Genomic DNA, 12,448 nt, shown 5'->3' with positions numbered 1-12,448 from the left:
CGCACCCCGGCACGGAACTCGCTTCGTCTCAAACACGCATGTTCGATCCGGCCCGCCCCGTCGCTGATCCAGGCACCATCACAGGGTCGCAACCCATCCAGCGGCACGCACAGTTAGCGTCCAGCGAGCTGTGCGGTTTTGCAGCCTCCACACAAGAAGGAACGCCATGAATCCCTCCCCCACTCCGATGCATCAGCCCGACAAGAGCGGGCCCCGGCCTGTCCCCACGACGTCCCGCGCCGGCCACCTGCGCTCCTCGTCACGCCCGGACACGAGGTGGGCGGCATGAGCGAGCCCACTGATGAATCGGCCGAAAGCGTCCCGGGGCCGCGCACCACCACAGCGTCCCCCACCGCCACCCCCGAACTGGGCGGCGCCGCGCACCATGCGCCCGCTTCCGGGGCGCAGATGCGCTTCGTCGACCTGACGGGAAGTCGCGAAGCGGCAGGCCGCTCGATCCGGATGCGGGACATGGCCCGTCGCCTGCCGCAGCTCGTACGCCGCTCGCTGGCCCTCGCCTGGCAAGTCGATCGACGGGCCACCGTAGGTCTCCTGTTGTGCCAGACCGTTACCGGCGTGATGCAGGCCCTGGGCCTGGTCGCCGTCGCCGGCACCCTGACCGCGCTCCTGCGCGACGGCGACGTGTATCACCGGCTTCTCCAGGCGTGGCCGTCCGTCGCCTTGCTCGCGGGCGCCGCCGGCGTGCGTGCGCTCCTGGGCATCACCGTCAACTGGCTCTCCTCCCGGCTGGGCCCGCTGATGTCACGCGAGGCCGAGCAGATGCTGCTGACCGGCTGCGCCGAGGTCGAGCTGTGCGCCTACGACGACCCCGACTTCAACCGTGACCGGGAAGCCGCCGACCGCGGCGCCCAGGTCACCGGCGACCTGATCAATGAGGGCCAGGACCTGATCGCCTCGGGCGCAAGCTTTCTCGCCGGGGCGATCGTACTGACCGGCGTACACCCGATCCTGCTCCCCCTCCTCGTCGCAGCCAGCCTGCCGCAGGCCCTGGCCCAGGTCAGCGCCGCACGCGTCCGGTACCTGGCGAACCTCCGCAGCAACGGCGACAACCGGATGCTGTCAGTGCTGCGCTGGCACATCTACACCAAGGACGCCGCCGACCAGATCCGCGCCGGGACCATGGCCGGATTCCTGTCCGGCCGGTACCGGCAGACCGTCGCCCGTATCAACCGGGAAGACCGGACTGCAGCCGACCAGGGCGCCCGGATGTCGCTGGTCGGCGCAGTCTGCGGAGGCCTGGGGTCGGCGGTGGTGTGGGCGGCGGTCGTGTGGCTGCTCGCGACCGGCCGTATCACCGTCGGACATGCCGGCACGGCCGTCTTCGCCCTGCAGACGGTAGGCATGTCGGTCCGCGGCCTGGTGGCCGTCGGCGCACGCGCCGTACGCACAGGGCTGTACATGGATGACTGGAGTGGCTTCCTGGACAAGGCGGGCGGGTTCCGCATGCGCCGGGGTCCGCACCGTCCGAAGCCGCCGGAGACGATCGAGGTCACGTCGGTCACCCACCGGTACGCCGGCAAAGACCGCGACGCACTGTCCGACGTCTCCCTGACCTTGCGCCGCGGCGAGGTCACGGCGCTGGTGGGCTTCAACGGCTCAGGCAAGTCGACACTGTCGAGGCTGGTCAGCGGCCTCTACCTGCCCACAGGCGGGCAGGTGCTGTGGGACGGCGTCCCCACCGGCAACAGCGATCCGCACGCGCTATGGCAGCAGGTCGCCCTCGTACCGCAGGACTACTCGCACTGGCCACTGACGGTGCGCGAGAACGTGACGCAGGGACAGCCCACGGCGCGCGGCGACGCGGCGGTCCGGGAGGCATGCGAGGCGGCCGACGCCGACGAAGTCATCGACAAGCTCAAAGCCGGCCTGGACACCCTCCTGGCCCGCGAGTGGCTCAACGGAGAAGAACTCAGTGGCGGCCAGTGGCAGCGCATCGCCCTGGCGAGAGCGTTCTTCCGCCAGGCCGGTCTGCTGGTCCTCGACGAGCCGACGGCGAACCTGGATCCCCGCGCCGAGTACCGTATCTTCCAGCGGCTGCGAGACCTCGCCCGGGACCGGGCGGTGTTGCTGGTGACCCACCGCATCACCAATGTCGCCGTCGCCGACCGCATCGTGGTCCTCGACGACGGCAAAATCGTCCAGGAGGGCACCTACGCGCAGCTCTCCCAACAGCCGGGCCTCTTCCAGCAGTTGCTGTCCTACCAGATCACGTCCGAGCCGGACGGCTCGAAGCGCGAGACCCTCTCATGAGCGGCCCAGGCGCCACCTCCGTACGCCCAGCCGAAGCGGCCGCACCCACGGCCGCAGACGGCCCCGCCCTACGAATGCCGTCCCGAGGTGATGACGTGCCGCTCACCCGTTCCCATATCCGCGCGACCACCGAGGCGTACCTGGCCCGGCATCCGAACGAGCGGGATTCCCTAGCCGGGCTGTTGTCCCTCGTGGACGGAGTCGACGCCCCGGCCAGTCGTGCCGCGCTCCCCGGTCACGTCACTTGCAGCGCGGTGGTCATCGACCGGGAACAACGCGTTCTGCACGTCGGCCACAAGGTCACGGGGCTGCTCCTCGTTCCGGGTGGCCATGTCGAGGACGACCGGACGCTCCTGCCCGCGGCGCTGCGGGAAGTGTGCGAGGAGACCGGCATCCAGTCGGGCGACCTGTGCCTGACCCCGCAGTTCCTCGGCGCTCCGATCGACATCGACGTTCACGACATCGACGCCAACCCCGCCAAGGGCGAAGGCGCCCTCCAGCACTTCGACTTCCGCTTCGTCTTCTACCTCGTGCCCGAGCAGCACCTCCAGTTCACCTTGCAGGACGAGGAGGTTGCCGACGCCCGGTGGCTCGAGTTCGCCGACGTCAGGTCCCCGACCTTGCGTGCCAAGCTCCTGGACGCCCGCAGCCAGGGCCTCGACGGGCAGCCCGAGCCCGTTAACGCCTCCGCGCTGATCCGCGACGGCCACGGCAGATACCTGCTTCACCTCCGGGACCAGCGTGAGGGCATCTGGGTCCCTGGCACGTTCGCTCTCCTCGGCGGCGGCCGTAACGTGGAGGACGTCAGCCTGGAGGCGACCTTGCGACGGGAGCTCGCCGAAGAGGCCCCGGGCTTGGAGGTGAATGGCCTGACGCCGTACGCCCTGGAGGAGGCGACAAGCGTCGACGGCTTCGCGGTGCCGATCCAGGTCTTCGTGGGCCGCTGGAACAATGATCCGGAGACGGTGGACCTTCAAGAGGGCGTGCTGCTGCGGTGGTTCACCCCGGACACGCTCGAGCAACTGCACCTGAGCCCCGGTCTCAGCGACCTGATCCGCCGGCACGCGGCCGAGCATCCCCCGGCCAGCAAGCCGCCGGCCACGCTCCGGCTGCTGGGTGACGAGGCGCCGGAGGGGACCGAGCTCCACATCGTGGGTGTCCACCTCTACTTGGAGGACAACCACGGCCGGATCCTCCTCGACCTGCGCCAACCCGACTCTGCATACGCGGGCAACACGTGGCACTTCCTGGCCGTTCATTAGGCAAGTCTCTTGTCGGGTGCCAAACTGTCGGCTCGTCCAGAAGCTACGTGGAGTGTTGTTGGGAACTTCCGCAGCTCCGGTCCGTACTGCCCCTGCCGGACTTCATGCCTGCATACACACGAGGATCCGGTTACGAGCCCACGTGAGCCACTCTTGTTCATCCAGGCGGGCGCATCAAGATCGTGGCTCGATGTGGGCGGCGACAAAGGATTCTCGACTACTGAAAGTGATCGGTTGATGTCGGCTTGTGTCGGATGCCCGGGTGGCCTCGGTAGTCCTAGTGGGGCCATGCCCGTCATGTGGAACGGCAAGAATGGGCGGACAGTAATCGAGGTTGAGCGCATGGCATCCGAGGGAGACGATCACTGCCAACGCGACGGTCAGGCGATCGCCGTGGATCGCCAAGCGGCGGTGACGCCTCCTTCCTCCCAGTGCCACGATCCCTCACCCTCGCCGTGTTCCAAGAGCTTCCGAATCCGTGGAAGATCCGCATCGGGCGGGACATCGAGAGCCACCATCCGGAATTGCTCGATCCCCTCGCCGGTGGTGCCGAGGCGATGAAGGGCCTTCAGCACGGTCTGACGGGCGGCAGCTGAACCACCGTCCTTCAGCACGATCAACCTGATCGTGCAGTGCTCCGAGGCCCGGACCGTCTCCCCGGCCCCGCGAACACCTTCCTCGTCGGGTTCCACGCGGATGATGTCCCCGCTGGCGACTCCGCGTACGAACCAGGGCGTGTTGTCCAACCGCACCGAGCCGTCGCCGAGATCAACTGCCCACAAGCTCTCGACGCTTGCCGGCGGCCAGCCCTCCTCATCCACATCCATGCGGAAATGAACCCTCACGTGGTCTCCACTGATGCTCGTCACCGTGCCATCATCTACGCTGTCGCAGCAGACCTGGAGGCCATCCCCACCAGCGCCTTTCGTTCCCGCCGCAGAATGCGAAAACCGGGCGTTCGACCGGCTCCACGGCCGCTCACTCGAACCGGCTGAGAGGCTGAAGGCCCTCCACGAATGCCCGGAAGTCGGCCGCGAGCGGCAGTTCTGCTCCGGAGTCGGTGTCGAACCAGGTCACCGACGGTTCCCCCAACGCACTGTAGGCCCGGTAGTCGAGACCGATCCAGTGGTGACCGTCACCGGACAGCAGCACGACTGGAGACGGCAGTCCCCACTCCTCCACCAGGTACGGCGTGTCCAACAGCGACAAGCCGTGCCCGCCGGTGCCGATCCCCATCAACTCGGTGAACGGGATGTGGTCCTCACTCCACGAGGTTGGCTGATGGGTCGGAAAGGCATCCCGGTCGGCCGTGACACCGCCGCCGTTTTGCACACGCAGAAGGTCGAGCAGCGATTCGGGGAGTCGCAGCCCGAGGACGCGCTCCGCGTCGGCGACGGTCGCCTGGGTCAAGGCGGGCTGAACACCGTAGGTGTGTCCGCTCCAGAAGGACGCCTTGATTTCATCAAACTTCATCGGCTCCTCCACTCGGGCCGTCGCGGCGAACCAACTGATCAAGCTCTTCAGCGGAGTCGGCGGCGAGGCGGTAGATGCCGTGGAGGCTTACCGAGCGGATCAGCCGCCCGTCCTCGACGTACTTGAGCAGGCGCTCGCCACGACGAGATGTGAACGTCAGCCGCTCCAGAAGGTCCCCGGGGACGACCGTGTCGAAGGTGAGCGGGGCACCTGGCGGTCCGACAAGCACTTCAGTGACACATCCAGCCTTGAGCGGGCGCCAGTCCAGCAACTTCACGTAGTCATCATCGGGAAGCACCGAGCCGACGTTCTCGTAGGGAACGATGTGAGCTACCTCCAACATCCCCAGCACATGGAGGCGGGTGCGGTGCACACGCACCGGGTAGATGCGGTCGCCAGGCTGCACCCCCGCGCGCTGGAAGCTCGGCAGCGACTGGTGCGGCCCGCCGAACAGCATCGTCAGTCGCTGACCGGCATAGCCGGACCGCTCAAGCTCTCGGCACAAGTCGTTGATCCACAACGTCGTGTATGAGTTCGAGACGCCAGCACGGTAGCCGTGCCCTCTGACAGGCACCGTGCCGGGAGCCGATGTCAGTACGTGGTGGCATGCTCGCGGCCATGAACAAGGAGCATTTCTGAATGTTGATCGAGAAAGCCCGTGAACACGTACCTGACACCAGGGACGGTTTCCAATATCGCCGACTGTGCCTCCGCTTTGCTTGCTCGCCGCTCAGTCCAAGAGATCACCGCGGCACAACAGACCCTGTGGGATCTCATGGCCGACTCGTACCAGAACCGGCTGTGGGCTGCCGCCTATGTCGTCAACGGCGGCTGCTCGGACGACGGCTTCGACTACTTCCGAGGCTGGCTGATCGCACAAGGACGTACGACATTCGAGCGCGTCCTTGCAGCCCCCGACACACTTGCCGAACTCTCCCACGTCCGCACTGCCGCGGCTGAGGGCACCGACCTCGACTGCGAAGACATGCTGAGCATCGTCTGGAACGCACACCAGAAGGCCACCGGCCGGGAACTCCCCGCCGATGCCTTCACCATCCGGTACCCGGACCTGGACCCTGCCTGGGACTTCAATTTTGACGACCGTGAAGAGATGGCTCGCAGGCTTCCCGCCTTGACCGCGCTGTATTCGTACTGACAGCAGTCGGCAACATCCCGTGATGCCGATAGAGCCCAGCCTGAACTGCCCCACCGCAACCGCTACTCGAGTCCCATCCGGAAGGCCATCATGAGCTGGGACGTGATCCTCCTTCGCCTGCCCGACGACGTCACCTCGGTGCAGGAGATTCCCGCCAACTACACCCCGGACCCGCTGGGCCGGCGACACGACGTACTCGCGGCTGTCACCCAGGCCGTTCCCGATGTTGATCTCTCGGACCCCGCGTGGGGCGAACTTTCCGGCCCCACGTGGTCCATCGAGCTCAACATCGGCTCAGAAGACCCGGTGGACTCCGTCATGCTCCACATCCGGGGCTCCGGCGACGACGTGCTGACGCCCGTCCTCCGTCTCGCCGAGGCTCTGCGGTGCAAGGCGCTCGACTGCGCCGAAGGGGACCTGATCACTCCGGGGCAGACGTCGGGCTGGCACGCTTTCCAGCAGTTCCGCGATCGAGTGGTGGGACCCTCCCAGTGATACTTCCTGGTCACAGCGCCAGCATCTGCCCCATGCACCCTGAAACCCGATTGGGCCTCGAAAGCATGCTTCCGCCCGGTCGGATGGTCACGTCCGATGAGGGCGACGGAGATGTACAACCCCTCTGGCTCAGTGACGGGCCGGCCACGGCCGAGCTGTGGACGCGGATGCACGCCGAACACGTGCGGTCCGGCCTGTGGCCGCTGCTGCTCGACTCGTTGGATCCGAGCGACAGCGAATTCCGCCCATGGGGATCCGGGGAGGTCTTCCCCGAGCAGATGTCCTCCCCGGCAAGCCACGACCCTGCCGACCTCCTCGCCCAGTGGTGGACGACCTACACAGCCGTCGACGAAGACGACGACATGCTCGACACCCACAGGCGCCTCGCCGTCGCGGCCCCCTTCGGGCAGACCTGGCCCGGTCTCGCGTCCAGTCGGGAGACGACAACGAACCCCGATCAACTGGCCGCCGAGTTCGCGCAGGCGTTCCTCGCTGACCGCCCCCAGACGCGCCTGGGGCTTGTCGCCGCGGCATCCGGTGCCGAGGCGCTGACGGCGGCGGGCTGGGCCGGCCCCTGCAACTACGACAATGACACCGCGAAGTTCTCAGCGGTCGTCCGAGATTGGGAGCACCGGTTCGGTGCTCGTGTCGTAGCGGTCGGCTTCTCCACGCTGCACCTCAGCGTCGCCTCGCCTCCCGTGGACGAGCACGAAGCTCTCCTGGTCGCGGCCGAGCACTTCGCCTTCTGCCCGGACAACATCTGGCAGGGCAGTAGGCCGTACACACTGGCCGCATACGCCGAGCGGATCACCGGTGCCCACCACTGGGACTTCTGGTGGGACTGATCCGCTACCCGGTAGACGTTCGACTGGGAAGTGGCCTTCAGAGTGCGGTGCTGGGTTGTCAGGCGACGGACAGTCTGTGCCACCAGTGACTGCAGCCGCCGGAGCAGAAGCGCTCGCGGCGCCGTCCGTCGGCGATCGCGAGCACCGCGATCAGCAGCCGGAACGCCTTGCGGCGTTCGTCGAGAGGCGCGAGACCGGCGATCTTTCCCAATTGCTCGTCTATCCGGCCTCGTGAGATCAGCACTGCGGGTGCATGCGTCGGGCGCAGCCCGGCACGGCGGATGCTCTCTGGTGCGTCCTCGGTGACTGCGGGCGCCTGGACGCAGTGATGGCGCAGGAACAGCAGCACCTCGGACTGCTCTTCCTGGCCGAGGCCGTCGAACCATTCGATGCCCTCTGACATCGGGCGCAGCCCCTGCGCGAGCTTGTTGAGCAGGACATCGCGTTCGTTCACGACTGCCTCCCGTGGGATAGACGCTGCTCCGCAGCGGTGATCAAGATTCCGAGCAGCACCGCCAGATCGGCCGCGCCTTCTGCGTTGTCGGCCCAGCGGGTGGTCTGCAGTGGGTGAACCTGGTCGAGGAGAATGCCTTCGCGGGCCAGGACGAAGGCCAACGCCAGCATGGCCGCGCGGGCGTTGCCGTCCTTGAACGGATGGAAGAAGAGGATGTCGAGGTAGGTCCGGGCAGCGCGTGACGGGAGGGGCAGATCAGGTTGAGAGCGATCGGACAGACAGCGCTCGAACAGCGCCTGCGTATCGGGTGCAAGACCGTAGCGCTCCCGTCCGCCCTGCGCGAAGGCCGGCATCGTGCGGAAATCGACCAGGTCGTGGCCCAGCACAGCCCGCGGCCACTTCGCCATGAGGGCGAAGGTCAGCGCCTGCCCTGCCCTGCTCAGCGTCGGCGAAGGCCACCTCAAGAGCGGTCAGGACCCGCACGGTTCCCTCGCTGTCACGTCCGCCTCGCGTTGCCATGAAGAAATTCCGGAAGCCGTCGCGGGCCGGCGCTTCCGAGACGAGGCGTGCGCCGCGCCAGGACGGCCAGGAGATCTCCGGCCGGATGAGCAGCCAGTCGGCAAGGCTGTCCTTCGGTTGGCCGGGCCCCGGAAGTCATCTGATGCCACCCACGCCTCTGGCGAACCGCGAACTCACTGCGTCGACCACCGAAACGTCAGGTGCGATCCAACTGCCGAACCAACTGCCGAACCGGCCGCCGACCGCGTTCTTTACGATCTCCTCGGTCTGGCCCTCATCGATGCCGTTGTAGGCGAGAAACCATCGGAGGACTTGCATGCAATGCCCGTACCAGCCGCTCTCGGCCTGCGTGCGGTCAGCCACCACGGTGACCAGGCGCGTGCACGCCCGCTCCCAGTGCCAGAGGTCCGCCGAAGACACCGGCGTGCTATCCGGTGGAGCTTCCTGGCCCGCAGGCAGGCTCGGGGAGGGCTCGTCGGGATAGGTCGCGCGGATGCACCCTCGTCGATGGCATCCCGGCACCTGGACGCAGCGGAGCATGCTGGCGCCTCCAGCGGACACCGACCACGGCCTGTGACTGGCCGCAGACCACCTGCTCGGGGGGCTGGTGCGCGACTTCGCCGCCGAGCACCTGTCCATCGGCGCGCCCGCCTGCGGATCCTGGCTACGGGTGGAGCCGGCGGGGCGCTCTCGTCGGAACGTCACCACCCACGGTCCGCGCGACATCTGGAAGGAACTCCAGGACCTGGCCGTCCGGTGGCAGGCAGCCGGCAGCCCCAGCCGGTACCGCCTCCTCTTCGAGCCGGACGGTGGCCAGCGCGCCGTATCCGCGTGCGGCCGTCTGTCCTGGCGCCTTCCCACCCACCGTGCGGGAGCAATCCGTACCGGCGGAACTTGGCCCGGCCCTGGATCGGGTAGTCCTCACGCAAGCCCGTCGACCTGATTGCTATCCACTGATACCAGCATCTAGCTATGGTGGTGTGTATGGGAAAGCAGACGAACATCCGACTGGACGACGCCGTCAAAGCGGCCGCTGAGGACCGGGCCAAGCGCCGCGGTCTGAGCCTGCAGGGGTACGTGGCCGACTTGATCGAAGCCGATGTCAACCAGTCGCGAGCCGCCTTCATGGCCGGCGCAGCAGCGTTCCTGGCCAGCTACACGGAGACGTTCGAGGCAGAGGTCGGCGAAGACCGGTACCCCGGCCTCCCGCAAGGGCTGACAGAGAGCGCGCCGAGGGACGCCGCGTGAATCTCCGGATCGATCTCGCCTGGATCCTGGCAGTAGCGCAGCAGATCCCGGGAGACCCCCAGGTCGTCGACTACGGCGTGCCAGTCGCAGCGGAAGCACGTCATCGCGCGGAAATCCTGGACCACGAGGTCTATCCCGAGCCCCAGCACAAGGCCGCCGCGCTGCTCTGTGAGCTGGCGAGAAACCCCAGCCTGGAAGTGAGGAATCTCCTGTTCGCGGCCACGGTGACCGCGGCCTACTTGTCGGCGTGCGGCCTTCCGGTCAACCCCGGCCTGGACACCGTCCTCCCGTTGGCCCGCGCGGCTCGGGACGGGCTCCCGGTGCGGGAGGTCGCCGCTCAAATCAAGACCTGGACGAGCTGATCGAGCAGGCACTCCGTGCAATGCCGGGTCAGGGTTGCGGGTCTCAGCGAGCGTCGGCCGGGTATCCGCAGCGGTGAGGCGGCCCAGCGGGGGCACCTCGGTGGCCGGGTCAGTCCCGCTGAGATAGCGGGCGAAGCCGCGGACCGCGGTGATGCGCCGCGGGCTCACGGTCGTCACCACTTCACCCTCCCGCTTTTTCACCCAGGCCAGCGCGGCGGCGACGGTCACACGGGTCTGCTCGCGCTCTTCCAGGAAGGTGACAAAGTCAGGCAGCAGCCAGGCCGCCTCGGCCATCTTGTGCCCGAGGGACCGGCGAAGCCGCAGGTAATCCTCTAGCGCCTGCCGCAGCGCGGTCACGCTGCCCCCTGTCCGGGCCAGGGCTGAGCGACCTCGCGCAGTGCGGTGAAGTCGACCTTCGCGTAAAGCGCGGTCGTGGCCAGGTCCTGGTGACGGAGTACTTGGCTGATCGCCATCAGCCAAGGGCCCTGCCGCAGCGTCTCCCCGGCCAGGGCGTGCCGCAGCTGGTGCGGGCCCACTCTGGGCAATCCGGGACGCAGGCAGGCCCGTTCCACCACATCGCCCACCAGGTCCGCCCGGATCGGTCCGTGCGGAGCTCGGCAGGTAACGAAGATCCGACGAGTGCTCCCCCGTGGGCGGGCCCCGGAGAGGTAGGCGACCAGGGCCTCGCCGACCTCGACCGGTAGCGGGAGTCGGTCCTCCCGGCGTCCCTTGCCGCGGATGGCGATCTCGCCCAACCGCCAGTCGACATCGTCCAGTTGTAGCCGGGCCACCTCGATCGAGCGCAGGCCCAGGCGGGCCAGCAGCATCAGGATGGCGTAGCCGCGGATGCCGACGGCTCCTTCGCGCGGGCAGTGGTCCAGCAACTGCTGAACATCGGCTGCAGCCATCGTGGGTGGCACCGTTGCCAGGCGCCAGCCACCCACCGGCGGCACGGCCGTACCGAGCCTCAGCGGAGTCAGGCCGCGCAGGTGGAGAAACCGCATCAGTGACCGGAGTTCGGCCACCCGTCCCTTCGCCGAACCGGCCGAGACCCGTACGCACTCCCGTAGCAGGAAGGCGTTGAGGTCCGCGCCGGTCAAGCCACCCGGGGTGAACACCCCGGGTGGCTTGACCTGCTCGGACAGGAATCGGCGGGCGGTGTTCTCATAGCGCAGCACGGTGGCCGCGGACAGGCCGCGCTCGCCCACCATCCAACACCGGTACTGCACCAGCACATCTTCCAGCGGTGACGGTGCCACCAACGGGGGCGGGACGACCGCGGCCTGGCGCAGATACGTCAGCAGCGGCCTCATGCCGCGCGGGCCGGGCAGCCGACGACGGCCGACCTCCCACTGGTCGGACAAAAACTGCTGTAGTCGATCTTCACTGAGGTCAGCGGCCTGAAGTCCCCGCCGCGATAGCCACACTCCGACCTGGCCCAGGTCCTTGACCATGTTCCGGATCGTCAGCTTCGTGTAGCCGTGCTCCGCCAGCCAGGCCCGATAGCCCTCGACCTGCGATGCCAAAACACCGGCTTTCTGCGCGATCCCGCCATCGCCACCCCCTCCCCGGGAGCCCCCTGCCCCCAAGATCAAGGACTGCCCAGCGCGGCAACTATGCAGAGACCAACAAGCATGCGTTCACGCGAAAGAGACCTTCGCCCCGCACAATCGGCATAGTCGCGAACTCGGCATAGATCGATCTATGCGGATATCCACGTAGATTGACGAACTAGGGTATATGGAGCTTGATCGTCGCGGGGCGGATCTGCTGTTCCAGGTTTTGACGGAGCGTGAGGAAAAGAATTCTGTGGCGATCGCCTCCAACGAATCCTTTGGAGGTTGGACCAAAACCTTTACGGATCCAAGGCTCTGCGCGGCCATCGTGGACCGGCTGACGTTCGGCGGCAACATCATCGAGACCGGCACCGACTCCTACCGTCTGGCGGCCACCCGCGCCCGCGCCGAGCAGCAGGCCGCCGCCGCGGTCGCCGCAGGCTGACGAAGACGGCGCCGTCCTGCGGGGTCGAGCGCGTGGACGTCCTTCTGGCCGGAGAGCCGTTGAAGTCATCCGGGAAACCACGCGTCCTGCCGCTTGGGGTGCAGTTCGAAGGGCAGGGCCAGGGCGCGGAGAGTCTGTTCGGCGAATACAGGCTCCACCGGCCACTTCGGATCCCGCGGGTCCTGGCAGCGGATCCGCTGTTCGCAGTCGTGCAACACCGACCGGAGCGTCAGAGCCTGGTCTGGGGCGCTTCGCCGCACGCGGAGCAGGTGCGTAAGGTACGAGCGGCCCGGGAGCCGTGTGCGCCAGGCCGCCCCGGCCGCGCGGACGACGCGACCGAGGGGCCGAGCAGCGGGGGTGGC

The 12,448-nt window shown here is 67.6% G+C and carries 15 protein-coding genes and 1 pseudogene; 8 read left to right on the top strand and 8 right to left on the bottom strand.

All coding sequences use genetic code 11. From position 1 onward, the window contains the following. Positions 1 to 408: 408 nt before the first annotated feature. On the top strand, positions 409 to 2,271 hold the full coding sequence (locus HEP85_RS40220) for an ABC transporter ATP-binding protein (protein WP_168534578.1): 1,863 nt from the start codon (positions 409 to 411) through the stop codon (positions 2,269 to 2,271). A 95-nt stretch (positions 2,272 to 2,366) separates the two neighbouring features. Beyond that, positions 2,367 to 3,533 (top strand): NUDIX domain-containing protein, encoded by a 1,167-nt coding sequence (locus tag HEP85_RS40215; RefSeq protein ID WP_168532226.1) that lies wholly within the window; start codon positions 2,367 to 2,369, stop codon positions 3,531 to 3,533. Positions 3,534 to 3,913: 380 nt separating this feature from the next. Here HEP85_RS40215 and HEP85_RS40210 read toward each other — a convergent pair whose 3' ends face one another. The 3 genes from HEP85_RS40210 to HEP85_RS40200 form a co-directional block, all read right to left on the bottom strand. Next, complete coding sequence (locus tag HEP85_RS40210; RefSeq protein ID WP_168532225.1) at positions 3,914 to 4,402, bottom strand: DUF4265 domain-containing protein; 489 nt, start codon at positions 4,400 to 4,402, stop codon at positions 3,914 to 3,916. 109 nt (positions 4,403 to 4,511) lie between these two features. Continuing rightward, positions 4,512 to 5,048, bottom strand: a complete 537-nt coding sequence (locus tag HEP85_RS40205) for an SMI1/KNR4 family protein (protein WP_248002333.1) — start codon at positions 5,046 to 5,048, stop codon at positions 4,512 to 4,514. Beyond that, the gene (locus tag HEP85_RS40200) at positions 4,996 to 5,526 is read right to left on the bottom strand and encodes a hypothetical protein (RefSeq protein ID WP_248002332.1); all 531 of its coding nucleotides are present in this window, start codon (positions 5,524 to 5,526) and stop codon (positions 4,996 to 4,998) included. The genes HEP85_RS40205 and HEP85_RS40200 overlap by 53 nt, the downstream gene beginning before the upstream one ends. A gap of 138 nt (positions 5,527 to 5,664) precedes the next feature. On the opposite strand from HEP85_RS40200, the gene HEP85_RS40195 reads away from it, so the two are divergent. The 3 genes from HEP85_RS40195 (at position 5,665) to HEP85_RS40185 (ending at position 7,502) form a co-directional block, all read left to right on the top strand. Continuing rightward, positions 5,665 to 6,162: a DUF4240 domain-containing protein gene (locus HEP85_RS40195; RefSeq protein WP_348772476.1), complete on the top strand. Its 498-nt coding sequence runs from the start codon at positions 5,665 to 5,667 to the stop codon at positions 6,160 to 6,162. A 90-nt stretch (positions 6,163 to 6,252) separates the two neighbouring features. Next, a complete protein-coding gene (locus HEP85_RS40190) occupies positions 6,253 to 6,657 on the top strand; it encodes a hypothetical protein (protein ID WP_168532224.1) in 405 nt (134 codons plus the stop codon). 83 nt (positions 6,658 to 6,740) lie between these two features. Further along, positions 6,741 to 7,502, top strand: coding sequence for a DUF4253 domain-containing protein (locus HEP85_RS40185; protein ID WP_248002331.1), 762 nt, complete (start codon positions 6,741 to 6,743; stop codon positions 7,500 to 7,502). 58 nt (positions 7,503 to 7,560) lie between these two features. Here the strand turns inward: HEP85_RS40185 and HEP85_RS40180 are convergent, their stop codons facing one another. The 3 genes from HEP85_RS40180 to HEP85_RS40170 form a co-directional block, all read right to left on the bottom strand. After that, positions 7,561 to 7,956 (bottom strand): DUF5958 family protein, encoded by a 396-nt coding sequence (locus HEP85_RS40180; protein WP_248002330.1) that lies wholly within the window; start codon positions 7,954 to 7,956, stop codon positions 7,561 to 7,563. Further along, positions 7,953 to 8,363, bottom strand: coding sequence for a Fic family protein (locus tag HEP85_RS40175; RefSeq protein WP_248002329.1), 411 nt, complete (start codon positions 8,361 to 8,363; stop codon positions 7,953 to 7,955). The genes HEP85_RS40180 and HEP85_RS40175 overlap by 4 nt, the downstream gene beginning before the upstream one ends. A 247-nt stretch (positions 8,364 to 8,610) precedes the next feature. Beyond that, the gene (locus tag HEP85_RS40170; RefSeq protein WP_248002328.1) at positions 8,611 to 8,895 is read right to left on the bottom strand and encodes a hypothetical protein; all 285 of its coding nucleotides are present in this window, start codon (positions 8,893 to 8,895) and stop codon (positions 8,611 to 8,613) included. 564 nt (positions 8,896 to 9,459) lie between these two features. Here HEP85_RS40170 and HEP85_RS40165 point away from each other — a divergent pair. Together HEP85_RS40165 and HEP85_RS40160 are read left to right on the top strand one after the other, a co-directional pair. Further along, positions 9,460 to 9,723, top strand: coding sequence for a hypothetical protein (locus HEP85_RS40165; RefSeq protein WP_211118161.1), 264 nt, complete (start codon positions 9,460 to 9,462; stop codon positions 9,721 to 9,723). Further along, positions 9,720 to 10,085: a hypothetical protein gene (locus HEP85_RS40160; protein ID WP_168532222.1), complete on the top strand. Its 366-nt coding sequence runs from the start codon at positions 9,720 to 9,722 to the stop codon at positions 10,083 to 10,085. Before HEP85_RS40165 ends, HEP85_RS40160 begins: the two co-directional genes overlap by 4 nt. Positions 10,086 to 10,438: 353 nt before the next feature. Here HEP85_RS40160 and HEP85_RS40155 read toward each other — a convergent pair whose 3' ends face one another. Next, positions 10,439 to 11,611, bottom strand: coding sequence for a tyrosine-type recombinase/integrase (locus HEP85_RS40155; RefSeq protein ID WP_211118160.1), 1,173 nt, complete (start codon positions 11,609 to 11,611; stop codon positions 10,439 to 10,441). A 196-nt stretch (positions 11,612 to 11,807) separates the two neighbouring features. Between HEP85_RS40155 and HEP85_RS40150 the strand changes: the two are divergent. Then, positions 11,808 to 12,086 (top strand): annotated as a pseudogene (locus HEP85_RS40150) (ATP-binding protein); the annotation flags it as partial. Positions 12,087 to 12,151: 65 nt separating this feature from the next. On the opposite strand, the gene HEP85_RS40145 reads toward HEP85_RS40150, so the two are convergent. Beyond that, positions 12,152 to 12,304: a hypothetical protein gene (locus HEP85_RS40145; protein WP_168532221.1), complete on the bottom strand. Its 153-nt coding sequence runs from the start codon at positions 12,302 to 12,304 to the stop codon at positions 12,152 to 12,154. Positions 12,305 to 12,448 lie beyond the last annotated feature (144 nt).

It is taken from the genome of Streptomyces sp. RPA4-2, from assembly GCF_012273515.2.
Lineage (GTDB): Bacteria > Actinomycetota > Actinomycetes > Streptomycetales > Streptomycetaceae > Streptomyces > Streptomyces kaempferi.
The sequence above is the reverse complement of the archived record's forward strand: the minus strand, read 5'-3'. Positions and strand labels throughout refer to the sequence as shown.